Source organism: Cohnella endophytica (assembly GCF_003628305.1).
In the GTDB taxonomy this organism is placed as follows: Bacteria; Bacillota; Bacilli; order Paenibacillales; family Paenibacillaceae; genus Cohnella; species Cohnella endophytica.
This window is the reverse complement of the sequence record NZ_RBZM01000002.1, coordinates 566,630-593,007: the sequence shown is the minus strand read 5'-3', so window position 1 is coordinate 593,007 and position 26,378 is coordinate 566,630. Positions and strand designations below refer to the sequence as shown.

Sequence of the window (26,378 nt, the reverse complement as noted above, 5' to 3'; positions counted from 1 at the left end):
GCTAATCCAAGGCATTCCTTAGTACTTCGATTACTTTCGTAAGATGCAACGAGATTAAATCCTCTGCCGACTTCTTGTCTTGCCCTTCGATGGCTTCATAGATCATCCGATGTTCTTGAAGCAAACGCGTCGCGGTCGCATTCTCCCTGTAAAACCACAGCTCTCGGGTTTGACGGATGGATTCCGCGAAACGATCGGACAACGATTCCATCAGCTTCATCATCAGAGAGTTACCGGATGCGGCAACAATCTCCATATGGAAATCGGCATCGGCACGTTCCCCTACCGAAGTCTCGTTTCCGGCCAAACTCTTCTCCATAACGGATAATTGCTCCTGCATGCGGAGTAAATGCTGCGGGCCGCGTCGCTGCGCTGCAAGCGAGGCGGCGCCGACTTCCAGGGATTTGCGGACTTCCAGCAGTTCGATCAAGGAGCTCGCGTTCCGGAACAAGTCGTCCGTTCCGTTCTTCGGCTCGTTGGGAAGCTCTTTGCTGACGAATGTGCCGCCGCCATGACGCACGTCAAGCCAGCCCATCGCTTTCAGAGCGCTGGCCGCTTCCCGTATCGTGGATCGGCCGACTCCGTACGATTCCGCCAACTCCACGACGGAAGGCAGTCGGTGACCCGGACTCCATTCTCCGGACTTGATTTGTTGCAGGATATGTTCCGCCACGAGCTCGTGGCCTTTCGCGGTCGCGATTTTCATGCGTCGGCCTCCCGGGGCACGTTCATTTTTGAACTCTATACAATAAATATAGTATAGCCTATAATAGAATCAAAGTCATCAGATGACCTGACTAATTACGGGAACGAGGAATGATGATGCTGGATGCGAATCTTACGAAGCAACTCCGACAAATCGTCGGCGAGAAACATTACCGGGATGATCAAGAAGCATTGGTGTCCCATTCCTATGACGGCACTCCCATGCTCCAGAGTTTGCCGGATGGGGTAATCTATCCGGAGAATACGGATCAGGTGTCGCAAATCATGAAAGCATTGGCCGCATACAAAGTTCCTGTCGTGTCGCGCGGATCCGGATCCAACCTGTGCGGAGGCACGGTGCCCGTTCAGGGCGGAGTCGTGATGGTCATGCATCGCATGAACAAGATTATAGAAGTGGACATGGAAAATTTAACGGCGACGGTGCAGACGGGAAAGATTACGGCGGAATTCACGGCGCATATCGAGTCCCTCGGCCTTTTCTACCCGCCCGATCCGAGCAGCATGAAGATTTCCACGATCGGCGGCAATATCGCGGAATGTTCGGGCGGGTTGCGCGGTTTAAAATACGGAACGACCAAAGATTACGTCATCGGTCTGGAAGCCGTCCTCGCAAGCGGAGAAATTATCCGGACCGGCGGCAAATTGATGAAGGACGTCGCGGGTTACGACCTGACCAAGCTGCTTGTCGGCTCGGAGGGTACGCTAGCTATTATCACCGAAGCGACCCTGAAGCTGGTGCCTCCTCCGGCATTCAAGAAAACGATGCTTGCGATGTTCAAGGATCTGTACGGAGCCGCGAGAACCGTGTCGCGAATTATCGAGATGAAAATCATTCCGGCTACGCTTGAATTCATGGACAACCCGACGATTCGAGTCGTGGACGACTTCGCGAAGCTCGGATTGCCGCTCGATATGGAAGCGATATTGTTGATCGAACAAGACGGCGATCCTGAGGCGGTCGAACGGGATATCGCGAAAATCAGGGAAATTTGCGAGCTCGAGAAGGCGGATCGCGTGGAAGTCGCCGAAACGAGGGAGCACGCCGAGAAGCTGTTGACGGCAAGACGAAGCGCCTTCACCGCGCTGGCTCGCCTTCGTCCGACCACGATACTGGAGGACGCTACGGTTCCCCGTTCGCGGATCGCCGATATGGTGCTGCGGATCAACGAGATCGCTCTCAAGTATAAGGTTTCGATCGCGACGTTCGGGCATGCGGGGGACGGGAATCTTCATCCGACCGCCACGACGGACGCCAGGGATAAGGAGGAAGTTCATCGCGTCGAGCAGGCATTCGAGGAAATATTCGAAGCGGCCATCGAGCTGGGCGGAACGATTACCGGGGAGCATGGAGTCGGGCTCGTCAAAGCGCCGTTCCTGGAATGGAAAGTCGGCAGGGCGGGCATGGACGTCATGCGCGGTATCAAGCTGGCTTTCGATCCGCACAACCTGCTTAATCCGGGTAAAATGTTCGCCAAGGAAACGCGCAAAAGGGTGGTGATCGAACGTGGTTAATCCGGACACCTTGCTGACGATACCGAAGAAACCGGACATCGAGCACGCCAACCCGTTATCCAGAACGATGCTGGCTAAGCTCGATTACGATCAGCTTACGAACTGCATGCGTTGCGGTTTTTGTTTGCCGGCATGTCCTACGTTCCGGGAAACCGGACTCGAACCGGAGTCGCCTCGCGGACGCATCGCGCTCATGAAAGCCGTGGTGGACGGGGTTATGGACCCCGACCAGGCTTTCGAGGATCAAATGAATCACTGTCTCGGCTGCCGCGCATGCGAGCCGGCTTGTCCCGCGGACGTCAAATACGGACAATTGATCGAGCAAACCCGCGATGCCATCGAGGATCATGCCGAACACAGCGCTCCAGTGAAAGGGCTGCGCAAATTGTTCTTCAAAGGCGTTTTCCCGCACAGGGGCAGCCTGAAATGGATGGGAAGATCGCTGGCGCTTTATCAGAAATCAGGTTTGCGCCGCGTGGCCAGAGGTACCGGCCTCATGAAGCTGTTCCCCGAACATCTGCGCGAAATGGAAAGCATCCTTCCGGATGCGACCGGCAAGGGCGTCGTGGAACGTATCGGTACGGTATATCCAGCGAAAGGCGAGAAGATCGCCCGCGTCGCGTTGTTCCGGGGCTGCATCATGGACGTCATGTTCGCGGACACGAACGTCAATACCGTGAAGCTGCTCTCCGAAGCGGGATTCGAAGTGGTCATTCCGAATGACCAAGTGTGCTGCGGGGCTCTGCATGCTCATAGCGGAGAGATGGATCAGGCGAGGGGCCTTGCCCGCACGAATCTGAAGGTATTCAAGGAAGCCGGCGTTGAGCATATCGTCTCTAACGCAGGTGGATGCGGTGCATTATTGGTGGAATACGACCATTTGCTGCACGAGGATCCGGAGCATGCGGAGCTTGCCGTTTGGTTCGCCGAAAGCGTGATCGACGTTAGCAGGCTATTGGTCGAGCGGGGACGGTTGCCGGAGTTCGCCGACGCTGACGTACATTCAGGGCAATCCGTGAAGATTACTTACCAGGATTCCTGCCATTTGCGTAACGTTATGAAGAGCTCGGACGCGCCTAGGCGGTTGATGAAGCAAGTGGCCAACGTCAGCTTCGTCGAGATGAAGGAAGCGGATCGTTGCTGCGGCTCCGCCGGTATCTACAACGTCACGCAACCCGAGATGGCCGGACAAATTCTGGAGCATAAAATGGCGCATGCGAACGAGACCGAAGCGCGTTATTTGCTGACGAGCAATCCGGGTTGTCTGCTTCAGATGAAGTTAGGCGTCGAGAAGCACGGGGTAAGCGATCGGATGGAAGTGAAGCACGTCGTCGATTTCCTCTACGAGAGAATTGCCGGCCGAACGGACGATAAGTAAATAGCGAGAAGGCTTCCTATCAGGTCCGATAAGACCTTGTAGGAAGCCTTTTTGGGTTGCGACCTGAATCGCGCCTATTGACGCTCGAAGGCGACGATCCAATCTCCTTGAATAGCCGCATAACCCGCGTCTCCTTCGACGAGCAGACCATATAGCTTTTTCACGTCGAGAAATTCCCGGCGCGATCCGTCCTCGAACTCGAGCGTAATGTAATAATCCGTTCGGGAAGAGTGGGTATGATGCATGGCGGCGTCCCCGACATTGTGAAGGTTCGAGCTTCCGCTCACTTCCGTTCGTTTCGCGACGACTCTCGCGAATATGGATTCTTGCTGCGAGCTCGCGTTCTTAACGTAACGCGCCCCTCTAAAAATAATACTGACGATGACAATAATGAATCCGATCGCAATAATGATCGGAACGATCGTAAACATTGCGCCGAATCCTCCGCCCACATTCGGTTCGTCGAACATTCGAGTCACCCCTTTGCATCGTTTGCTAATTATATTTACGTAAATTATCCCAAATTTGTTTCTATAGTGTCAATTGAATTCGTGCAGCCTATAGAACGATTCGATTCATAAATAGAAGAAGTCGATTAGACCTTGCAAGAGTCCGGTGGTAGATTAGTTACAAACGCAATAATTCCGACAGATTTAATGTGAATTATTTGAAAATAGGGAGGAATTATCATGACGACAGCTAGACCGAATTCCCGCTTGTCTAGAGACAGAAGAGATCGCGCCTTGCGCGAAGGAGTATCGTTCCGGCAGTTCGTGGAACTCGCGGAAGTCAACCAGGAATCGTTGTCCGCGAATTACGATGCTTACGAGGTAACCGCCGACGGATTAGCGTTCCTTGAACGTCTGAGCCAACCGGTAGACGTTCTCGTATTGGTACATGATTGGTGCGGTGACGTGGTTGCGAATTTGCCCCTGTTCGGGAAAATAGCCTCGACTACGGATAAGCTGAAGCTGACCGTCTTAAACAGGGATCCGGACAACAGAGATATTGCGGACGCCTATCTTCATCCGGACGGCAAAAGCCACATTCCGACTTATATTTTCTTCGATGCGTCGGGCGAGGAATTAGGCGTGTTCATCGAACGCCCTGAGGAGATCACGGTGCGCTTCGGCGGATGGATCGACGAATTCTGGTCCGATCATCCGGAGCTGGAGGGCCGAGGGAAACCGATCGGCGAGTTGGAAGAAACGTCGAAGAAAGGGCTGCTTGCGCATCTGAAAACGAGGAGATCCGAAGTGAGAGCCCTGGAGCAGGAAGCGATTTTAAAGAAGATTAGCGAGATCGTCGGCCATTAATCGGGCTTGGGGAAGGGGATTACGGCAATGAAGTTCGCGCTCTTCAGCTTAATCATGAATATGCCGAATCCCGTTACCGGAGAAACATGGAGCGACCAACAGAAGTTTCTTAACGTGCTAAAGCAAGCGGAACTGGCCGAAGCGCTCGGCTTCGAAGCGTACGGCGTCGGAGAACGGCACGGTTCCCCGTTTCTTTCTTCGTCGCCTCCCGTTATCCTGGCGTCGATCGCGGCCCGAACGAAGAGCATTCGATTGCTCACGACCGTTACGGTGCTTAGCGTGCTCGATCCGGTAAGAGTGGCGGAAGATTACGCGACGCTGGACCATCTGTCCGGCGGCAGGCTAGAGCTCATAATCGGCAAGGGCAACGATCCTAGACATTATCCGTTATTCGGAATCCATGAGGAAGAGCAGTGGGAGTCCATGGCCGAAAGGTATGCGTTGCTCAGAAGGCTATGGGACGAGGAGAACGTGACGTGGGAAGGCCAATACCGGCCTCCGCTTCAAGATGTCACCGTATTTCCAAGACCGCTTCAGGAACGTATTCCCGTCTGGCACGGGAGCGCTTCGAGCACGCTTTCCACGGAGCTTGCCGCGAAATACGGCGATCCTCTATTCTCGTCGAACACGTTCCATCCGAAGGCGCAATATAAAGCGCTGATCGATCATTACCGGGAAAGGCTCGCCTATTACGGCCATGATCCGCGCAAAGCGCTCGTAGGGGCTGGAGCCGGAAGCCTATATTTGGCCGCTACGAAGGAAGAGGCGATCCGCAGGTTTAAGCCTTATTACGACGCCTTCTTCTCCACGCCGGCGTCGCGGCATAACCAATCTCCGTTTACCGGTCTCGAGGACCATATCGCGAGAGGCTCATTGCTCGTCGGAAGCGCGGAGAGCGTAATCGAGAAAATCCTCGATTACCATGAAGCATTCGGCAACGAAGTACTCAGCATCAGCGTGGACGGGTTGTCCGAAACGGAACAGCGGGAGCAGCTCGAACGGTTCGCCGACGAAGTCGCGCCGACGCTTCGCAAGGAAATTCCGAGTATCCTATGGGAGAAATCGATCGCGAGCACCGCGAACTAACTAAACGATTTAAAGGACGAACTAGGATGCAATGCGCCCGGTTCGTCTTTTTTGCGCGCCTTGATCTTTATTTTCGCAAAAATGACGCTATCCATCTTAATTATCAGACGTACGAAAAAGCTCCCGATTTTAATATGATTATTCCGCAAGGGTGGATTATTCCGTTCTTATCCAAGTTAGAAAGGGGCTGAGGCCGAACGTCATATACGCATGGACGAATATAAGATCGCAAATTCAACCGAATGGGAGGCAATCATTTATGTTTAGAAAAATCGGCTCGGCAGTGTCCGCGCTCGCCATCGCGTTCAGCTTGATCGCGGTTACTCCAAACTTAGCGGCAGCGGCGACGATCGGAGATGCCAATACGACGATTTTCGGTCCTAATGTATATGTATTCGATCCAACGATGCCGGCGGCGGACATTCAGAACATAACGAACTCCGTGTTCGCCTCGATGGAGAGCGCCGAGTTCAGCAGCCAACGCACCGCGCTGTTATTCAAGCCGGGCTCTTACAACGTGAACTTCAATGTCGGATTCTATACGCAAGTAGGCGGGTTGGGACAAAACCCCGGCGACGTGAATATTAACGGCGGCTTGAACGTCAACGCGAAATGGGACAACGGCAACGCGACGCGCAACTTCTGGCGGACGATCGAGAATTTGACGATAAATCCGTCCAATGGCAAAACTCAATTCGCGGTATCGCAAGCCGCGCCGATGAGACGCGTTCATATTAAAGGCGGATTGGATCTGTTCGACTTCGATTCCAACTGGAACGCCGGATGGGCAAGCGGCGGATTCCTCGCCGATTCCATCGTGGACGGCGCCGTTCTTCCCGCCTCGCAGCAACAATGGTTTTCCCGTAACAGCCAATGGGCGAGCTGGGCGAACGGCGTCTGGAATATGGTGTTCGTGGGAGACACGAATACGCCGGCGGGAGTGTTCCCCGATCCGCCATACACGGTCGTTCCCCAAACGCCGGTCATTCGCGAGAAGCCTTATCTCTACGTAGATAACGCCGGACAATATAACGTATTCGTGCCCGCGTTGCAGACGAATACGCAGGGCGCCAGTTGGGCGAACGGCCCGACTCCCGGCACCGCCATTCCGATCAGTCAATTTTACATCGCGCAACCGAATACGGCGACTTCCGCGAGCATCAACGCGGCGCTCGGCCAAGGGAAGCATCTCTTATTCACGCCGGGTATTTATCATCTGAGCAGCACGATCCAGATCAACAACCCGAACACCGTCGTGCTCGGCATCGGCTTGCCTACGTTGATTCCGGATAACGGGCAAGCGGCCATGAGCGTTGCCGACGTGGACGGCGTAAAAATCGCCGGCCTCGTGTTCGACGCCGGTCCGAACAATACGCCTTCGTTGCTCGAAGTCGGTCCGACGGGCAGCTCCGCGAGCCACGCGGCGAATCCGACTTTCTTATACGACCTGACGTTCAGAACGGGCGGCGCTACTGCTGGCAAAACGGATACTAACTTGAAGATCAACAGTAATAACGTCGTCGGCGACCAGCTGTGGATTTGGCGCGCCGACCACGGCGCGGGAGCGGGCTGGACGACCAACGTGTCCAAGAACGGACTTGTAGTCAACGGCGCTAACGTCACGATGTACGGCTTGTTCGTCGAACACCATACGGAATATCAGACGTTATGGAACGGCAACGGCGGACGGGTTTATTTCTACCAATCCGAAATTCCGTACGACGTGCCGAACCAGGCGGGCTGGATGAGTCAGAACGGCACCGTTAACGGCTACGCTTCTTATAAGGTAGCGAACAATGTGTCGAGTCACGAGCTATGGGGAAGCGGCGTATACTCCTTCTTCCGCGATGCGGCAGTCAAGCTGAACAGCGGCATCGAGGTTCCGAACAGCCAAGGAGTGAAAATTCATCACGCGACGTCGATCTGGCTCTCGGGTACGGCCGGAAGCGAGATCACCCACGTCATCAACAATACGGGCGGCCGGGTATACGCGAACTCTCCAGCGGATGCGATGCGGCAGACGGTATCCGAGTTCCAAGGCACCGGCGCCGTAGATACCCAAGCGCCGACGGCTCCCGCCGGACTGACGGCGACCGCTGCGTCTAGCAGCCAGATCAACTTGAGCTGGAGCGCTTCGACGGACAACGTGGGCGTAACCGGATACGACGTTTATCGGAACGGTTCGGTCGTCGGCACTTCGACTTCGACCGCTTACAACGATACGGGACTGACGGCATCTACGGCTTACAGCTATACGGTGAAAGCGAAGGATGCCGCGGGCAACGTTTCTGCCGCAAGCAATACGGCGACGGCGACGACGCAAGCTTCCGGCGGAGGCGGTACCGGAACGGCGCTCGATCGTACGGGATGGACGGCGACGTCGAACCCGACGAGCGGCGATGTGCCGGCGAACTTGTTGGACGGCAACATGGCGACGAGATGGAGTACCGGTACCCCGATGGCGGCCGGACAGTATTTCGTCATCGATATGAAATCGGCGAAGTCGTTCAATAAGCTGACGATGGACTCGACGGGCAGCAATAGCGATTATGCGCGCGGCTACGAAGTCTACGTGTCCAACGACGGCACGACATGGGGAAGCGCCGTGGCGAGCGGCACGGGAACGGGTCCTGTCGTTACGGCGAACTTCGCGACGCAAAGCGCGCGTTACATTAAAGTCGTGCAAACCGGAACCTCTACAAGCTGGTGGTCGATCCGCGAAGTCAACGTTTATTCGCCTAGCGGCACTGGCGGCAGCGGCGGTACGGGAGCGACGCTCGACCGGACGGGATGGACGGCAACTTCTAATCCGACGAGCGGGGACGTGCCGGCGAATTTACTGGACGGCAGCATGGTGACAAGATGGAGCACGGGAGCGGCGATGACGGCAGGTCAATATTTCATTATCGACATGAAATCGGCCAAGACGTTCAACAAGTTGACGATGGACTCGACGGGTAGCGATAGCGACTACGCGCGGGGATACGAAGTGTACGTTTCGAACGATGGAACGACCTGGGGGACCGCAGTCGCAAGCGGCGCGGGCACGGGGCCGGTCGTTACGGCGACGTTCGCCGCGCAATCCGCCCGTTACATCAAAGTCGTGCAGACGGGGACGGCTACAAGCTGGTGGTCGATCCGCGAAGTGAACGTGTTCTACTAAAAGGTTTCTCGCGCGAAAGAAGGGTCGAGCAGAAGTTATTTTCTGCTCGACCCTTTTACGTCGTTTAATGCGATTTCTGAAATTGCGTCGGCGTTAAGCCGGTCCATTTTTTGAAAGTCGCGCTGAAATGCCGTTCTTCGTGGTATCCGACCATCTTGGCGATCGCGAATATTTTGTAATTCCGTTTCAGCAGCGGCTTGGCTTGCTCGATCCGGTATTGGTGAAGGTAATCGAGAAAATTAACGCCGAGCTCTTGCTTGAACAAGGAACTGAGATACGTGTTGGAGACGTACACTTCCTTGGCTACCGCGTCCAGCGCAATATTCGTATTGTATTTGGAATGGATGACGTCGAGCGCGGCTTGAACCGTGCGGTGAATGGGCGCATGCGATCTCAGTACGGCAACTAGGCTGCGGATGAGGGTTTTGACGAGAGTAGCCACGTCCTCTAGCGTCTCCAGCGTAGGAAGCTGTTGCAGCCAGTCGATCATCCGCAGCTTCCATTCGATCGCGCCCGCATCTTGTTCTTGCGCGAGTTTCTGCAGCTCGAGCAGGAAGGCTGTCGTCTTCAGATTCGCTCCGGACTGACCGAAATGCGGATTCCCGCGTAACAGTTCCAGCCACGTTTCAGTCTGATCAAGCGCTTCTTCGAACTTTAACGTGCGCAAGTTAAGAAGGATGTCGTCTTGCAACAGTTCCATCTCATGGTCGTCCCTAAGCCCTTTCGGATAGGAGAGCTGCCCTTCGGATAATTCGGCGTGAAAGACGATGCTCCCCCTGCCTTCATAGAAACGCGCGCCTAGCGCTTCCGTGGCTTGCTCGCACGAAAGGTGGAGCAGGTCTACGGAGTCGACGAGCCTGCCGATCCCGATGCTGGCCGATACGCGCAAGTACTTATCCAGGTTATCGCGAAGCCCGAGCAGTTTCGTTCTGTGCGCCTCGTTGTCCGATAAGTTCAATCGAGTGCTTGAGGGTTCGTTCGCGACCCAGACGAAGTCGAGAGCTTGACGGATGACGATAACCGGGGTTTTATAGATTTCCTCAAGCGTTTCTTGCATGATGTTCTCCGCGGCATAACGGATCAGCTCGATCGCTTGGTCATCGAATCGGACGACTCCGACGAACAGGTTGGTCGGCCGGAGATCGCTGTTCCAGCCCGCGAGCAGATCTGCCCGTTTTTCCAACGGCTGCTTCGGGGAGCGAAGCCATCGGCCAAGGGACACTTCCATAACGGCGGCCATGCTCAGGTTATAAGTGTGTTCGGTCTCCCGGGTTTTGACGATCTTTCGTTTCGTGCGAAGCAGGATGTCGAGCAACTCTTCCGGCTTGCAGGGTTTCAACAAATAATCGTTGACGCCGAACCGAAGCGCGCTCTTCGCGTAAGAGAAGTCGTTATGCCCGGACAGGATGATGAATTCCAACTGCGGACAGGTACGTTTCGCCGATTCGATCAGATCCAATCCCGTCATGCGGGGCATTCGAATGTCCGTGATGACGATATCCGGCTTGAATCTGTCGATCAATGACAACGCCTCTAAACCGTCGCCTGCTTGACCGCATAATTCGAATCCGTAGTCTCGCCATTCGATCGCGGCGGAGATGCCTTCGCGAATCGTAATTTCGTCTTCGGCGAGTAAAATTTTCACGATTTCGCCCCCGTTCTAGGTATTCGTAACGTTACTAAAGTTCCTCTGCCTTCCGTGCTCTCGATGAGAAGGGCGGCCTCGTCGCCGTAAGCGAGCAACAGGCGCTCCTGAATGTTCTTAAGGGCGAACCCCGGTTTAGCATCTTGATTATCGCCGTTCAGTAATTGCAACCTGCGGGCAGAAATCCCCGAGCCGTTGTCAATGACTTGGATACGCAGACAAGAATCGTCCATATCGCACGCGACTTGTATTAATCCGCCTTCGTTAAGAGGCTCGATCCCGTGCAAGAACGCGTTCTCCACGAGCGGTTGGATGAGCAGTTTCGGGATGAGCAGTTCCAGTTGCTCGGGGGAGGCGCGGATTTCGTAGGCGAAGCGATCTTTGAACCGGTACCGTTGAAGATGCAAATAGTGGCGAACCAATTCCAACTCCTGTTCCAGCGTAATCATGGATTGGCCGTTGTTTAACCGCAGCCGGAACATTCTCGATAGCGCATATACCATCTCGGATAGCTCGTTTTCTTGTTGCTTGCGGGCCGACCAGTAAATCATGTCCAAAGTATTGTACAGAAAATGCGGGTTGATCTGTTCCTGCAGCGTTTTAAGCTCCGCTTCCTTCTGCTTCAGCTTGGTGTCGTAGACGTCGTTGATTAACTCTTCGATTCGTCGGACCATCACGTTATAACCGTGTCCGAGTTGTCCGATTTCATCTCTCGTGGCGAATTGTACCCGTTGGGTAAAGTCGCCGTTCTGCAGCAGGCGCATCGACTTGAGCAGCTTGCGCATCGGTTTCGTAATCAAGGTCGTGCCGAACCAAGAGAGGAAAATGGCCGCGATCAAGCATAGGCTCACGAAAGCGATCGTAATGATGCTGATCTGATCCAATTCTTTCAGCAGCAGACGCTTGGGTTGAACGACGAAGACGTGCCAGCCCGTGAAAGGGGAGAAGTCATGGGAGATGAGCCGTTTATCGGAACCGATATTCATAGGCAGCCGTTCCAGAGGGGCGTGTAGTTCCGGGTAGGGGATAGCGCCGTAAGGGCGTCCGATCCATTCGGGCTCGGTTCCGGTCATGACGGTTCCGCCCTTATCGATGACGATGATGTCCGTGTTGTCTTCCAGCGTGTCCATTAATCGGGCTCTCAGGCGTTTCTCTTGTATTCCCATGACCAGAATCGCTTGGCTGCTCAGATCGTTCGCGTTTTTGATCACTTTGACGAGCACGATTTTGTCTTCGCGATCTCCGATGAACAGCTGGTCGCGGGCATGCGAGTAGCCCCAGGCTTCTGTACCCCTGCCCTGCAAGGCGGCCGTGTAGAGAGTCGTCAATTTGAACCTTTCGAAGGGCATGGCGCTCGTCAATCCGCTCTGATCGATGGCGAACGGCTCGCCGGTGGCAACGTTGTCTTTATTCATCGGGTAGATAATCAGGGATTGGATCGTATTGCGCGTAACCATTAGGGTCGAGAGGGAGGAGAACGTCCTCCTCCATACGTTCGGGGCGGTCGGTTCTTGCAGCAGGTCTTGCACGGATTCGGAGAGAAACAGGAAGTTGGAGAAATCGAGAGCGTCTTGCGCGATATAGTTGAATTCGTCGACGATCTTGCGGGTGAAGTGTTGGTGGGTCAGACTGGCTTTGCTAAGCGCTTGTCTGGAGGCGATGTAATACGAGAACGCGCCCGTGAGGCCGATCGTGACGACGAGAAGAGGGATGATCCAGCCCATGAGCTTAATATGGATCGGCCAATTCCGATAAAATCCGGGCAGCTGCATCGGGCATCTCCCTTCATCGTTGTAAACGTTTCCTATGTCAATTAGTATAAAGGAAGACACAAATTTAGGCATCTCTTCTTTATATAAGAAATTTTATTGCGAAGGCGGTCGGTGGGATGAGGAAAATAGGCTTGCGCCTTGTCGCGGTCGCGATTGTTCTGGCATTGGCCGCTTGCAGCGGCGACGACGAATCCGGCGCGATCGGCAACCCGAAGAAAGGTTCGGCGGACATTGCCCAGAAAGCTTCGGTAACGTTGAAATTTTTCACCGCGCTTCCCGATCGTACCAACGGGGCGGGCAAGGTCGAGCAGGATCTCATAGACGCCTACATGGCCGAGAACCCGAACGTAAAAATCGAAGTCGAAACTCTCCAGGACGAGCCGTATAAGTCGAAAATCAAAATCTATGCAGCCACCAATGCGCTTCCGGATATTATGCAGACCTGGGGCCAGCCTTCATTCATAAAATCTCTCATCGATAACGACCTGCTTCTGGAATTGAATCCCGCTAGCTTCATGGAGAGCGAATTCGTGCCCGGTTCCACGGAAGGCTTCTCGAAGGACGGGAAACTCTACGGGCTGCCCAGAAGCACGGATTTTCTCGTTATCTACTACAATCGCCGGATTTTCGCCGACAGCGGGGTCCAAGTACCTCGGACGATGGAAGAGCTGAAGGCGGCGATCAAGACGTTCCGGAATCACCGAATTAATCCGATCGCGGTTAACGGAATGGATCTGTGGACGCTCCCGATCTGGTTCGAGTACGAGCAGCAACGGCAAAGCGGGGATTTCGGGAAGATGGACGAGGCTTTGGATCGCCGAATCCGCTTTACGGACGGTAATTTTCTGGCTGCGGCCGAGGGAATGCAACAGCTCGCGGCGATGGGCGCGTTCGCGGACGGATATCTGAATGCGGACTACGGCGCGGCGCGTAATCTATTCGGACAAGGTCAAGCCGCCATGTATTTAATGGGTAACTGGGAATCCGGCCTGGCCACGGACGGTAACTTCTCCGAGGACTTCCGCCGCAACGTCGGCGCATTCCCGTACCCGGCCTCCGGCAAAGGGAAGAATACGGACACGGCGCTCTGGTTCGGAGGCGGTTACTCGATTTCCAAGACGAGTAAATATCCGGATGAAGCGATCGCTTTCCTGAAATACTTCTTTAGTCCGGATCATTGGGCTAAACTGGAATGGGAGAGCGGCGCGGGAATGCCAGCCTCCAGCTTCGAGATGACAGGCAAGGAAACCAAGCTGCAGCAGCAGCTCGTCGCGATACTCCGCGCGGTTACGTCGTCCAGCGGGACGCCGATCCTCGATGAAGGTACTCCGGAGTGGAAAGACGCCATCATGAATCTTCATTCGCAGCTGTTGACGGGTCAATTGACCCCGGTACAATTCGCGGAGGCGCTTGATTCGGCGGCGGAGCGGACGAATAAACCCTAACGAAGAGGAGCAATCCAAACCTATGCAAACGCAGAACGTTCCATACGGATACGAGCCCCGCCCGGAACGGAACACGGGCACGTTGATTTATTACGATATATTCGAGGATACTTCGAATGAAGAACTGGACGCGGTCGCGGATACCGCGGATGGACGAACCTTCGCCAAGCTCGTGCTGTATCCGATCCATGAGGAAACCGCGAAACGAATGTTCAAATTTCCCGTAAGTCCCTATTATAAGCGGGAGAAGCACCTTCGGGAATGGATGTTAGATCGCGCAAGCGATAAAACGACGATCGACGGGTGGGAGGGGAAGCGGAAAAAATATACGCCGATAGATGCCGCTCTTCGCCATCTAACGGAAACTTTGCCTTCCCCCCATTTTCTGTACCTCACGCCGGAGATGGCGAATACGTTTGCTTCTTTTTCCTCCTTCGAGGAATGGATCGTCCGCATCCGCATGTTGCTGACCGCGGAGCCGGTTGCGCTCCATCCGCGTTTAGAACGTTTCCGGAACCGTTGGGACGTGCGTTGAACGACAACGCCTGTCTTATTTCCCTTCCAGCTTGGTGGATAAACCGGTAAGCCCTACGGCCACGACGACCATGAGAGCGCCGATCCAAGGCGTATGGACAAGTCCGATCGAATTGACGACGGCTCCTCCGATCAAGGCTCCGATCGCGATGCCGAGGTTAAAAGCCGCGATATTAAGCGCGGAAGCGACATCCACGGCAGCCGGCACGTATTTCTCGGCGAGCTGCACGATGTATAGTTGAAGGCCGGGAACGTTCATGAACGCGAGCAACCCCATTAAGAACACGCCGAGCAAGCCGACTGCGGGGGAAGCAAGCATGAAGGATAGGGCGAATAAGATAGCTGCCTGAAGGATGAACATGATGAATAATGCCCTTACGGGATTGCGATTCGCCCATCTTCCGCCCACTTCGTTACCGATCGCGACCGCAACTCCGTATACGAGCAGGACGATTCCAACCGTTCCTGAGCTCAGATGGACGACATCCTCGAGAATCGGAGTCAAATAGGTGAAGGCTACGAAAGTTCCGCCATAACCGAGCGCGGTTATCGACAGTCCGAGCAGTATGCGAACGTTCGTTACGAGCCGAAGCATATCGGAGAATTTGGCCGGCTGCGCTTGCTTAAGATTTCTGGGGATGAGGAATGCGATGGCGACGATCGCCACGACTCCAAGAAAAGCGACGCCCCAGAAAGTCGCCCGCCAGCCGAACGATTGACCGATGAACGTTCCCAGAGGCACGCCGGTGACTGTAGCGACGGTAAGTCCCGTGAACATGAAGGCGATGGCGCTCGCCTTCTTCTCTTGAGGGACGAGTTGGACCGCGATCGTAGCGCCGATAGAGAAGAACACGCCATGAGAAAATGCGGTAATGAACCTTGATAGCAACAGCAATTCGTAGGATGACGATAAAGCGGCGACGGAATTGCCGACAATGAAAAGCACCATCAAAGACATAAGCAAAGTCTTGCGGTTGATTCGGTTCGTAAGCGCGGTGAGCGTTGGGGCCCCTACCGCGACTCCGATCGCATAGCCGGATATCAACAAACCGGCGAGCGTAATGCGGATGTGCAGATCGTCCGCGATCGAAGAGAGCAAGCCGACGGGAACGAATTCGGTCGTACCGATACCGAAGGCGCTTATGGCAAGCGCGAGCAGCGCCCATTTTCCAGACTGTGATCTATCGTTAGATCGCGATGCCGATCCGGCAAGCGAATGATTCATATGGTAAGCCTCCCAAGAAGTTAATTGAATCCGAACGGCGATGCGGTTCGCTTTACTTTCGGTCCATGGGTGCTATTATAGAACCGTAAAGTCAAGGTTGATAAGTACGCACTTATAAGTGCTATAGGTACCTGCAGGTACGTTAGGCAGGTACAAGCCTTGACCCTGCCCAAGGAGAGGAGGCGAACGATCGCCATGCCTTATAACATTCCGGTCGAAGCTACGCTTGAAGTCATCGGCGGCAAATGGAAAGTCGTAATCCTTTGTCATCTTGATAAAGGCGAGAAGAGGACGAGCGAGCTTAAGCGATTAATGCCGGGCATCGCCCAGAAGATGCTTACGCAACAATTGCGAGAGTTGGAAGAGGCACGCGTCGTTAAGCGACACGTCTATGAACAAGTTCCGCCCAAAGTCGTTTATTCTCTAACGGAGTACGGCTGGTCGCTGAAGCCGGTTCTCGACGCCATGTGCGCATGGGGCGAGCGGCATATCGATGAAGTCGAGGAGTCTTAGGCAATGAGATCCGCGTTCTTATGACAGGTACCTGGCGGTGCCTACGGTACCGGGAAGTACGTACTATCCATTTCGGAACATCAGTTGTATCATTTGGTCTCTAGGGCCTCGCCGGTACTTAAGCCGCAATTTTTGAGGCAACCTATTGCAACAAAGGAATGGAGGAACACGGAAATGGATAATCATTTGCAAGCTACGACGACGCTAAGTAACGGCGTTCGCATGCCCTGGTTCGGACTGGGCGTTTATAAAGTCGAAGAAGGGCAGGAAGTCGAGTTCGCGGTTCGAACGGCGATCAAGCACGGCTACCGGAGCATCGACACGGCCGCAATTTATCAGAACGAGGAGGGCGTCGGACGCAGTATCCGTCAAGGCCTGGAGGAAGCGGGCATCGGACGGGACGAGCTGTTCGTCACCTCGAAAGTATGGAATGCCGACTTAGGCTACGAGTCCGCGTTAGCGGCTTACGATACAAGCTTGAAAAAGCTGGGGCTGGAATCGCTCGATCTGTATTTGATTCACTGGCCCGTCAAAGGTAAGTTCAAAGAAGCGTGGCGGGCGCTCGAGACTCTCTATAAAGAAGGCCGCGTCAAAGCGATCGGCGTCAGCAACTTCCACGTACATCACCTGGAGGAGTTGCTGAGGGATGCGGAAATCGTGCCAATGGTCAACCAAGTAGAGTTCCATCCGCGCCTGTCGCAGAAAGAGCTTCGCCAATATTGCCAAGATAAAGGCATCCAATTCGAAGCCTGGTCTCCGCTCATGCAAGGCCAATTGCTTAACGACCCGGTCCTAGAAGAAATCGCCGGCCGCCACGGCAAATCGGTCGCTCAAGTCATTTTGCGTTGGGATTTGCAGAACGGCGTAGTAACGATCCCGAAATCGATCAACGAGAATCGGATCGTCGAGAACGCTTCGATCTACGACTTTGAATTATCGGGAGAAGAGATGGCACGTATCGACGGATTAAACCTCGACCAGCGCGTCGGACCCGATCCGGATAACTTCAACTTTTAAGTTGCACATGAACACCGTTGCAGGCTGATCCTAACCGGGTCAGCCTGCTCTTTTTCGTCCGAGGTCTACATCGACTCTATATCGGGGAATACTAAATCCGTTACGATCGCGAATAGGTTCGTATAAGCGGAACATTTCGGACAATGAGGAGACGAACATGCTCGAGAGCTTGATTCTGTTGCTGGAGATTTTACTGGTCAACATCGTGTTGAGCGGAGACAATGCCGTCGTGATCGCGATGGCCAGCCGCAATTTACCCGAGAAAATGAGAAATCGCGCGGTTTGGCTGGGAGCGACGGCGGCGGTCCTGCTTCGGATTGCGCTTTCGGTAGCCGCGGTTGCGTTGCTGGAAATACCGGCCGTGCAAATCGTAAGCGGACTGCTTTTAATGTACATCGCCATCCATTTGATCCTCGATGACGGAGGTTCGAAAGAAGTGCGGGGAGTCGCTTCCCTAGGCAAGGCTATCGGGATTATCCTCGTCTCGGATTTGGTCATGAGCTTGGATAACGTGCTTGCCATCGCTTCGATCGCGCAGAACGATCTCTGGCTAATGGCCGTCGGTATCGCCCTAAGCATTCCATTGCTAGTCTGGGGGAGCCAACTGATCCTTCGGGTGATGGCCCGATTTCCCGCTCTTGTCTGGATCGGCTCCGCGATTCTTGGTTATACGGCTGGAGAAATGCTTTCCGAAGTGGAAGCCGTACGCCAAAATATTCCGGGATGGGGATCGTGGGGCTATAGTTGGTTTCCTGTATTTACGACGTTCATCGTCTTGTTATTGGCGTTTTTGTGGCGCAGAATGTCGCTTGTGTTGACCGACAAGCCCAAAGAAGAGAAAAGATTGCAATAAACCTCGAAGCAAATAAAGCCTCCCGATTACGGGAGGCTTTATTTGGCATTGCGACAGGGCTAAAGTCTGCGAATTTAGACAATTGTTTCAATTGACACCCCGGGTGGGGATGACTATAATTATTTTGAGATTGAGAATTGTTATCATCGCAATGAGAACTTATTTCACCCGCAGCAAGGAGGCAGTCAGAATGAAAAGCACGGACCGGAGCAGGCGGAACGCTTGGAATGCCCATTCGTTTCTCACCGCGGTTTGTGCGTTTATTTTGGTCGCGACATTATTGTTAACCTATTGCCCAGCTGCTTATGCAGAATCGGCTACGCCAGACAATGAAACGGGGCTTGTCCTCGCCAACGCAGAAAAAATGAACGCCCTCTTGGAAGCAGGCAATATGGAGCAAGGCTCCGAAACGTTCGGTCTCGTTAAAAGATGGTGGAACGCGAACAAAGCAACGGTCAAGCAGCAATCTCTCGACATGGCGCTTGAGATCGACAGTAAAATCGCGGATCTTTCCTTGGCAATCGTGAGCAAAGACGTCAAACTCGCGGCCGAGACTTCTTCGGCGCTTCGCTTCTCGTTACAGGTTTACGAGGAAGGCGCCTACGCGGATAACGACGGTAAACAGCAGTTAACGCTTAGCGCTTACGTAATGAAGCTCCGGAGAGCGGGCGACCTGATGGACAGGCGTAATTGGCCCGAAGCCCTGAACGAAGTGAAGCTGCTGCAACGTCAATGGTTAACCGTCGAAGGGGACATCGTAAGCCAATCCCAGACGACGTACAATAATTCGGAACGCGATCTCGTTCTGCTCGACGCTTACTTATCCAGCGATAGCGACGACAAGAAAGAACAAGCCAAACCGATCATCGATCGGATGATCGAGTCGCTTACCCCCTTGATCGACGCTCAATATTCTTGGTGGGACGCGGCCTTGATTCCGATTCGCGAAGGAATCGAAGGTTTGCTTGTCGTCGGGACTTTGTTGATGTACGCCAAAAAATCGAATTCTAGGCCGGCTAGGCGGTGGATTATCGGAGGAACTTCCGTCGGCGCGACTTTGTGCATCGTGATCGGTTTTATCGTGGCGTTCCTGTTGTCCTCCAGCGCTTTCGGGCGCAATAATTCGCTGATCAACGGCTGGACGGGCTTGTTCGCCAGCGTAATGCTGCTTTACGTTAGCTACTGGTTGCACCGTAACTCCGACGTGAAGCGCTGGAACAAGTTTCTCGAAACGAAAAGCGCAATGGCTCTCTCCGGAGGCAAAATGATCTCGATGGCGCTTATCGCTTTCTTCGCGGTCATTCGGGAAGGGCTCGAGACGGTGATCTTCCTGATCGGAATGGTCGGCAAGATGCCTGGAAGCGAATTGGCCGCGGGAATTGCCGCCGGATTCGGGGTATTGATCGCGGCGGCTTTCGTCGTCATCAAAGCGGGAACCAAGCTGCCCGTGCGTCCCGTCTTTCTAGTATCTAGCGTCATCGTTTTCTACTTATGCTTCAAATTCATGGGTTCCGGCATACACAGCCTGCAGATGGCGGGCGTCATTCCGTCCACGGTAACGGAATACTTACCGGAACGCGTGTCCTTCAGCTTGTATCCGTCGTGGTACAGCACGCTTCCGCAGCTGCTATTCCTCATCGCCGGGGTGTCTGCTATCGTTGCACAGGCGATGTTCGTTAAACGCAAAAACAAAAAAATAATGGCTTAAGGGTCTATTAATCGGGGGAACTTTGCAATGTTTAAAGGAAAATCGAAACTCGTATCCGGTATTATCGCAACATCACTTCTGTTACTCGTTCTTTCCGCATGCGGCAAAGACAACAACGAGGGGGCCGCGGCCGCTACGAGCCCGGCTTCGTCGAGCGCGGCATCGACTACCGATGCTTCTTCCGAAGGCAACAGCGCGATTCAAGAAGGAACATCCAAGCTGCAAGATGAGACGAGCAAGCTGCAGGAAGCGGTTAAGAACAAAGACGCCGCCGAAGTTAAACGTCTCGGCAAATCGGTTAACGATGCATGGCTCGCTTACGAGAACTCGGTTCGTCAATTGTTCCCGCTCGAATACACGGAAATCGAGAAGTATGTTATGCCGATTTTCTCGGCCTCGGCATTCGATAAAGTAGATTTCGAAGCGTTAACGGGTACGGCTGCCAAACTTCAGGATGCGCTGACGGCGCTTAAGAACGCCAAGCCTACGACGGGAACGACCTCCGAGCTGCTGACCAAGGCGGTTGCCAATTACAAGGTATATGTTCAAGAGCAAGCGGACGGACTAGTCAGCCATACGAAGCTGTTCGTCGATGCGGTTAAAGCGGGTAACATTGAGGAAGCAAAATCGTTATATTCGAAAGCGCGCGTGTATTTCGAGACGATCGAACCGATCGCGGAGAGCTTCGGCGATCTTGATCCAAGAATCGATGCGCGTCTGGCGGACGCAGAAGATCCGAACACTTGGGGCGGGTTCCACCGTATCGAGAAAGCGCTATGGGTAGATAACAACTTGCAGGGCATGGATGTCTACGCGGATCAACTTCTGAAAGACACGCAAGAATTAAGCGAAAAAATCAAATCGATCGAGCTCGAGCCGAAAACGGTCGTCGCGGGTGCGATAGAGCTGCTGAACGAAGCTGCGACTTCCAAGATTACGGGCGAAGAGGAACTTTATTCCCATACGGATCTCGTCGACTTCGCTGCGAACGTGAGCGGCTCCAAAAGCGTGTACTTGTCCATTATCCCAGCGCTTAACGAGAAAAATCCGGAGCTTGGCGCACAGTTGGATAAACAATTCCAACAGCTCGAGCAAACGCTTCTCGGTCATCAAGAAAACGGCCAATATATCTCTTACGATAAATTGACTACGGAACAGATCCGTAAGATCAGCGATGAGCTAAGCGTGCTTTCTAGCTTGATGACCCAGACGGCTAGCATCCTGTAAGTCAACTGGAGGGGGATCGAGCAATGGAATCGAATGAGAAAAAACAGGGGATGTCGCGCCTCGACTTTCTGAAAATGTCGGCGGTTGCCGGCGTGAGCTTAGCCATCGGAGGAGCGGGAGTCGCGGCGATCGAGAATGCGATCTCCCCTTCGAAGACGGAAGCGGCGGGCAAAGACCCTAAGGATGAGCAAATTCAGCTGTACGGCGTGCATCAACCGGGCATTATAACTCCGCAGCAGACGTATATGTACCTGGCGAGCTTCCGGATGACATCCGATAAGGCAAGCGTCGTGCGTTTGTTCAGGGATTGGACGAAGTTCGCCGATCTGAGTATGTCCGGAGGTACGATGCGTACGGGCGACAATCCACTTTTGCCGCCTAGCGATACGGGTGAAACTCTGGATCTGCCGGCATCGCGGTTAACGGTGACGTTCGGATTCGGCCCTACCTTTTTCAGGCTTGACGGAAAAGATCGTTTCGGGATCGCCAATCAGCTTCCTTCCTATTTGAAGGACATTCCCCGTATGCCTCGGGAGAACTTGGATCCTCTTCAATCGGGCGGAGACGTGTGCGTTCAAGTGTGCGCGGACGATCAGCAAGTAGCCTTTCATGCGGTACGTAACTTTATCCGGCTCTCTACCGGTTATGCCAGCGTCAATTGGATGCAGGAAGGCTTTATTAGCGGCCGACCGGGCCAGACGCCGCGCAATCTGTTCGGGTTCAAGGACGGGACGGCCAATAATCTCCATCAGACTCCGGCGGGTTATGATAGCGTCGTGTGGGCAGGAGATGGCGAACCTGCCTGGATGCAGGGCGGCAGCTATATGGCCTATCGGAAAATTCGCATGCTTCTCGAAGTGTGGGATCGATCGTCGCTCTCGGATCAGCAAGATACTTTCGGACGACATAAGGAATCCGGAGCCGCATACGGCAAGAAAGGCGAATTCGATACCGTGGATGCCGCCCAGATGCCGAATACCGCTCACGTACGACTAGCCAAGGAATCCAAGCAGATGATTCATCGCCGGGGCTATTCGTATACGGATGCCGTGGATCCGCGCACAGGCAACGTGAACGCGGGCCTTCTTTTCGTCAGCTATCAGCGCAATCCGGAAGAACAGTTTATTCCGATGCTTAAGCTCATGCAGAGCAAGGATAAGCTGAACGAGTATACTTCCCACATCGCGAGCGGAATGTTCGCTTGTCCCAGCGGAATTCGGGAAGGCGAATATATCGGCCAGAAATTATTGGAATCATAAAATCATAAGCAAGGAACGATTGAAGGGTAGCTCCATGCTTGAGCTACCCTTCAATCGTTTACATACGCACAATGCATGGGAACGCATCCGCCTTCAAATGCTAACGATGACGACGGCCGCCGGCTCGTCATTCCAAAGTCGGGAGGAGCGAGACGATGACAACGAAACAAGAGGAAATCGGGAAGCAGCTTAAGGTACGCCCGCGGATCGACGCAGAGACGGAAATACGGGCTCGAGTGAAGTTTCTAAAACGCTACCTCCTGCATACCGGCGCCAAAGGGTACGTACTGGGGCAATCGGGAGGGCAAGATTCCACGTTGGCGGGCAAACTCGCGCAGCTCGCGGTTAACGAGCTGAATAGCGAGACAAACGCCGCCGGTTACTCGTATTTGGCCGTGAGACTGCCGTACGGGATTCAATTGGACGAATCGGATGCCCAGGATGCTCTTCGGTTCATTCAGCCGACGCGTACGGTAACCGTAGACATTAAACCGGCCGTCGAGGCGTCACTTCGATCGTTCGAGACGGCTACGGGCGAGAAACTTAGCGATTTTCACAAAGGGAACGTCAAGGCGCGCGAGCGAATGAAGGCGCAATATGATCTTGGAGCGCATTACGGGCTTCTGGTGCTCGGTACCGATCACGCGGCGGAAGCGATAACGGGGTTCTATACGAAGCATGGAGACGGGGCTTGCGACGTAGCGCCGATCTACGGTCTAAATAAGCGTCAGGGCAGACAGCTTCTGCAAGCGCTCGGCTGCCCGGAGCATCTGTTCACGAAACTTCCGACTGCGGATTTGGAAGACTTGAAGCCGGGATTGCCGGATGAAGACGCGCTTGGTCTCAGCTATGAAGAGCTGGACGATTATCTGGAGGGCAAAGCCGTACAAGAAGAGACGGCCGACATGATCGTTCGGCGCTACGAGGCGACGGAGCATAAGCGGCGAGGACCGGTGACGATCTACGACGAATGGTGGAAGGCGGGATCGGAATGACCGATAGCTTGGCTCTCCATACCGACAAATATCAGATCAACATGATGTACGCGCATTGGAAGCGCGGCACCGCCGACGAGGTCGCGGTTTTCGAGGCTTACTTTCGCAAGCTGCCGTTCGGCAACGGATATGCGGTGTTCGCCGGGTTAGAACGAATAGTCGGTTACATAAAGGGTTTGGCGTTCGCGGAGGAAGATATCGCGTACTTGAGGACGCAGGAGGAAGGATACGAGGAGGCTTTTCTGGAGCGGCTTCGGGAGTTCCGTTTCACGGGCAATCTCTATTCCATGCTTGAAGGAACGCTTGTTTTTCCGAATCAGCCTCTTATCCGAGTCGAGGCTAGAATTTTCGAGGCGCAATTGGTCGAGACCGCGCTGTTGAATTTCCTGAACTATCAGACGCTAATCGCAACCAAGGCTTCGCGAATCAAACGAGTTGCGCCGGACGAGCTGTTGCTTGAATTCGGCACGAGAAGGGCGCAGGAGGCCGATGCCGCGGTTTGGGGAGCGCGCGCGACTTACATCGCGGGTTTCCACGCTACGTCGAACCTGAGGGCGGGCAAGCTTTTCGGAATACAGACTTCGGGTACGCACGCTCACTCTTGGGTTCAGGGACACGATAGCGAGGAGGATGCCTTCCGGCAGTACGCGGAGGCGCTGCCTGATCATGTTACGCTGCTCGTTGACACGTACGATACGCTCAAGAGCGGCGTTCCCAACGCGATCAAGACGGCAAGATGGCTAGCGGATCGGGGTAAACGGCTGCACGGGATCCGTCTGGATAGCGGCGATCTGGCGTACTTATCGAAGCGCGCCCGCGCGATGCTGGATGACGCCGGTTTCCCCGAAGTTCGAATCGTAGCTTCGAACGATCTGGATGAGAACATAATATCCGAGCTCAAAGCGCAAGGAGCGAGAATCGATGTCTGGGGCGTGGGCACCCAACTGATTACGGCGTTCGATCAACCGTCCTTAGGGGGCGTATACAAGCTCGTAGCCCGTCAGAAAGACGGTGAACTCATTCCGGTTATTAAGATTTCGGGAAATCCCGAGAAAATCTCGACGCCCGGCGCGAAAGACGTCTATCGCATCGTTAGCAGACGTACGGGTAAAGCGGAGGCTGATTATATTTGCCTGCCGGAAGAGCAGGAAGCCGTCGTGACAGGCGAATCGATCCGCCTGCCGGATCCGCTTCATCCTCATCAATCCAAGCTCGTTACCGATTATGAGGCGTTACCGTTACTTCATCCAATTTTCAAAGACGGGGATCTTATTCTCGAGCTTCCGACGCTTGACGGAATCAGAAGTTATCATGAAGAGCAGTTATCCCTCTTCTGGCCTGAAGTGTTACGCAAGCTGAATCCCGAGACGTATCGCGTCAACGTCAGCCAAGATTTATGGGAGCTTCGGGCAGCGCTAATCGAGCGGTATCATTAACAGGAGACCGGACGAAACGTGCGTTGATTAGCAGGATAGGCAGCTTGCAGAAGTTGAAATTCTATGGCTCGTAATGATAGACTACACAAATATGTTCAGGTTAGGTCAATACTTATCACAACACGCGAAAGCAGGATGACCCCGTGGGCTCAATTAGAATCGTGACGGACTCAACCGTCGATCTATCGGAACGAATCATAAGCGAATACGGCATCGAAATCGTTCCTTTATCCTTCAGTATCGACAATCAAACTTACGTGGATCGCGTAGACATTACACCGGTCGAGTTCATGGTGAAGATGAAACAAGCCAAGGAGCTTCCGAAGAGCTCGCAGCCTCCGGCCGGCGCGTTCCTCGAAGCGTTCGACCGACTGGGCGCGGATGGCGGGGAAGTATTGTCCATCCACATGACGGGCGGATTAAGCGGGACGGTTCGCTCCGCGGAAATGGCGGCCGAGATGACGAAGGCGAAGGTTACGGTCATCGATTCCCATTACATTACGAAGGCGCTCGGGTTTCAAGTAATTGAGGCGGCCAAAATGGCCAAGGAAGGGCGAAGCGTCGAGGAAATCGTGGAACGTCTTCAAGCGATCCGGGAGCAAACCCGGTTGTTCGTCGTCGTCGACACGTTGGATAACCTCGTTAAAGGCGGAAGAATCGGCAAAGCCCAAGCTTGGATCGGTTCTCTATTGAAGATTAAACTAATCGCCTCGCTGGAAGACGGTTCGCTTAACCCGGTCGCCAAAGTGAGAAGCCGTGCCCACGTGATCGAGTATTTGGCGAAACGCTTCGCCGAGGACACTGAGGGGAAGACGATTCGCGGCGTCGGCCTAGTGCATGCGGACGGCTTCGAGCTCGCTTCGAAGCTGAAGGACGTCATCGTCGAGAACTTCGGATATCGCGACATCGACATCGAGGATACGACGCCTATTATCAGCACGCATACCGGCGCCGGAGCAATCGGATTTACGTACTACTGCGATTGACGAACATACCATTAAAACCAATGCGTTCCTTCTTATTCGTCGAAGGAGGCATTGGTTTTTTTGATGGCATCGTATTTCTTTTAGGTTATTTCGTGTAGGAAATCGTAATGGCCGTTTCTCCCTTGACCTCGCTCGATTTGGATATGGTCAGGTAAAACATCCATGCGGGGGTGCTTCCGGAAATCGATACGCTTTCGGCAACGGGTTCATCGACGAAATCGAATTTGTCGTCCTTAAGAATCTGGCGGTAACGCGCTGCGGCATCCTGCAAGCTCGCGGACACTCGGTAAGAAAGTTGGTAGTAGCCATTGCCTTTCGTTACCCCGTCGCCCGTCTTGATCGCGGATAACGCTTTGGCGCCTTCCAAGATGCGTATATCCCTCGGTACTTCGGCGGGCAAATCGGCTTCGGTCCGCAAGGCGATGACCGCTTGGTCGGAAGGAGGAGCTCCCGAGGCGGACGACGGGTTGCCTTCCCACAGTTCGTTTAGGTCTCCGCAACCGGCTATACACAGAGTTAAGGCCGAGAAGATGAGGATTGCGAACCATCGTTTACTTGCGAATTCCATTCATTCACTCCCTC

At 54.0% G+C, this 26,378-nt stretch carries 22 protein-coding genes; 16 read left to right on the top strand and 6 right to left on the bottom strand.

All coding sequences use genetic code 11. The annotated features are described in order from the left end of the window. Position 1: 1 nt before the first annotated feature. Positions 2–706: a FadR/GntR family transcriptional regulator gene (locus tag D7Z26_RS04835; RefSeq protein WP_120974922.1), complete on the bottom strand. Its 705-nt coding sequence runs from the start codon at positions 704–706 to the stop codon at positions 2–4. Between the two features lie 116 nt (positions 707–822). Between D7Z26_RS04835 and D7Z26_RS04830 the strand changes: the two genes are divergently transcribed. Together D7Z26_RS04830 and D7Z26_RS04825 are read left to right on the top strand one after the other, a co-directional pair. After that, positions 823–2,238, top strand: coding sequence for an FAD-binding oxidoreductase (locus D7Z26_RS04830; RefSeq protein WP_120974921.1), 1,416 nt, complete (start codon positions 823–825; stop codon positions 2,236–2,238). Positions 2,239–2,305: 67 nt separating this feature from the next. Then, positions 2,306–3,616, top strand: coding sequence for a (Fe-S)-binding protein (locus D7Z26_RS04825; RefSeq protein ID WP_120975033.1), 1,311 nt, complete (start codon positions 2,306–2,308; stop codon positions 3,614–3,616). Between the two features lie 74 nt (positions 3,617–3,690). On the opposite strand, the gene D7Z26_RS04820 is transcribed toward D7Z26_RS04825, so the two are convergent. Continuing rightward, complete coding sequence (locus D7Z26_RS04820) at positions 3,691–4,086, bottom strand: DUF2500 domain-containing protein (RefSeq protein ID WP_120974920.1); 396 nt, start codon at positions 4,084–4,086, stop codon at positions 3,691–3,693. A 219-nt stretch (positions 4,087–4,305) separates the two neighbouring features. On the opposite strand from D7Z26_RS04820, the gene D7Z26_RS04815 reads away from it, so the two are divergent. From D7Z26_RS04815 to D7Z26_RS04805, 3 genes are all read left to right on the top strand, one after another. After that, positions 4,306–4,932, top strand: coding sequence for a thioredoxin family protein (locus D7Z26_RS04815; protein ID WP_120974919.1), 627 nt, complete (start codon positions 4,306–4,308; stop codon positions 4,930–4,932). Positions 4,933–4,959: 27 nt separating this feature from the next. After that, a complete protein-coding gene (locus D7Z26_RS04810) occupies positions 4,960–6,018 on the top strand; it encodes an LLM class flavin-dependent oxidoreductase (protein ID WP_120974918.1) in 1,059 nt (352 codons plus the stop codon). 259 nt (positions 6,019–6,277) lie between these two features. Further along, complete coding sequence (locus D7Z26_RS04805; protein ID WP_120974917.1) at positions 6,278–9,181, top strand: discoidin domain-containing protein; 2,904 nt, start codon at positions 6,278–6,280, stop codon at positions 9,179–9,181. 64 nt (positions 9,182–9,245) lie between these two features. Here D7Z26_RS04805 and D7Z26_RS04800 read toward each other — a convergent pair whose 3' ends face one another. Both D7Z26_RS04800 and D7Z26_RS04795 read right to left on the bottom strand, forming a co-directional pair. After that, on the bottom strand, positions 9,246–10,826 hold the full coding sequence (locus D7Z26_RS04800) for a response regulator transcription factor (RefSeq protein WP_120974916.1): 1,581 nt from the start codon (positions 10,824–10,826) through the stop codon (positions 9,246–9,248). Beyond that, positions 10,823–12,598, bottom strand: coding sequence for a cache domain-containing sensor histidine kinase (locus D7Z26_RS04795; RefSeq protein ID WP_158602191.1), 1,776 nt, complete (start codon positions 12,596–12,598; stop codon positions 10,823–10,825). Before D7Z26_RS04795 ends, D7Z26_RS04800 begins: the two co-directional genes overlap by 4 nt. 116 nt (positions 12,599–12,714) lie before the next feature. On the opposite strand from D7Z26_RS04795, the gene D7Z26_RS04790 reads away from it, so the two are divergent. Next, the gene (locus tag D7Z26_RS04790; protein WP_120974914.1) at positions 12,715–14,043 is read left to right on the top strand and encodes an ABC transporter substrate-binding protein; all 1,329 of its coding nucleotides are present in this window, start codon (positions 12,715–12,717) and stop codon (positions 14,041–14,043) included. Positions 14,044–14,065: 22 nt separating this feature from the next. Next, positions 14,066–14,578: a hypothetical protein gene (locus D7Z26_RS04785; protein ID WP_120974913.1), complete on the top strand. Its 513-nt coding sequence runs from the start codon at positions 14,066–14,068 to the stop codon at positions 14,576–14,578. A 15-nt stretch (positions 14,579–14,593) separates the two neighbouring features. Here the strand turns inward: D7Z26_RS04785 and D7Z26_RS04780 are convergent, their stop codons facing one another. Next, positions 14,594–15,802, bottom strand: a complete 1,209-nt coding sequence (locus D7Z26_RS04780) for an MFS transporter (protein ID WP_120974912.1) — start codon at positions 15,800–15,802, stop codon at positions 14,594–14,596. Positions 15,803–15,997: 195 nt separating this feature from the next. Here D7Z26_RS04780 and D7Z26_RS04775 point away from each other — a divergent pair, with 195 nt between their 5' ends. From D7Z26_RS04775 to D7Z26_RS04735, 9 genes are all read left to right on the top strand, one after another. Further along, the gene (locus tag D7Z26_RS04775; protein WP_120974911.1) at positions 15,998–16,315 is read left to right on the top strand and encodes a winged helix-turn-helix transcriptional regulator; all 318 of its coding nucleotides are present in this window, start codon (positions 15,998–16,000) and stop codon (positions 16,313–16,315) included. A 174-nt stretch (positions 16,316–16,489) separates the two neighbouring features. After that, on the top strand, positions 16,490–17,332 hold the full coding sequence (locus D7Z26_RS04770) for an aldo/keto reductase (RefSeq protein ID WP_120974910.1): 843 nt from the start codon (positions 16,490–16,492) through the stop codon (positions 17,330–17,332). A 157-nt stretch (positions 17,333–17,489) separates the two neighbouring features. Continuing rightward, positions 17,490–18,185: a TerC family protein gene (locus tag D7Z26_RS04765; RefSeq protein WP_120974909.1), complete on the top strand. Its 696-nt coding sequence runs from the start codon at positions 17,490–17,492 to the stop codon at positions 18,183–18,185. Positions 18,186–18,375: 190 nt separating this feature from the next. Next, positions 18,376–19,893: an FTR1 family iron permease gene (locus D7Z26_RS04760; protein ID WP_158602190.1), complete on the top strand. Its 1,518-nt coding sequence runs from the start codon at positions 18,376–18,378 to the stop codon at positions 19,891–19,893. Between the two features lie 27 nt (positions 19,894–19,920). Next, complete coding sequence (gene efeO / locus D7Z26_RS04755; RefSeq protein ID WP_120974907.1) at positions 19,921–21,120, top strand: iron uptake system protein EfeO; 1,200 nt, start codon at positions 19,921–19,923, stop codon at positions 21,118–21,120. Positions 21,121–21,143: 23 nt separating this feature from the next. Beyond that, positions 21,144–22,379, top strand: a complete 1,236-nt coding sequence (gene efeB, locus D7Z26_RS04750; protein WP_120974906.1) for an iron uptake transporter deferrochelatase/peroxidase subunit — start codon at positions 21,144–21,146, stop codon at positions 22,377–22,379. A 155-nt stretch (positions 22,380–22,534) separates the two neighbouring features. Continuing rightward, entirely contained in the window at positions 22,535–23,374 is an 840-nt protein-coding gene (nadE, locus tag D7Z26_RS04745) for an ammonia-dependent NAD(+) synthetase (protein ID WP_120974905.1), read from the top strand. After that, on the top strand, positions 23,371–24,810 hold the full coding sequence (locus D7Z26_RS04740; RefSeq protein ID WP_233566615.1) for a nicotinate phosphoribosyltransferase: 1,440 nt from the start codon (positions 23,371–23,373) through the stop codon (positions 24,808–24,810). Before nadE ends, D7Z26_RS04740 begins: the two co-directional genes overlap by 4 nt. A 143-nt stretch (positions 24,811–24,953) precedes the next feature. Continuing rightward, positions 24,954–25,796 (top strand): DegV family protein, encoded by an 843-nt coding sequence (locus tag D7Z26_RS04735; RefSeq protein ID WP_120974903.1) that lies wholly within the window; start codon positions 24,954–24,956, stop codon positions 25,794–25,796. 85 nt (positions 25,797–25,881) lie between these two features. Here D7Z26_RS04735 and D7Z26_RS04730 read toward each other — a convergent pair whose 3' ends face one another. Next, positions 25,882–26,364, bottom strand: coding sequence for a hypothetical protein (locus D7Z26_RS04730; RefSeq protein ID WP_120974902.1), 483 nt, complete (start codon positions 26,362–26,364; stop codon positions 25,882–25,884). Positions 26,365–26,378 lie beyond the last annotated feature (14 nt).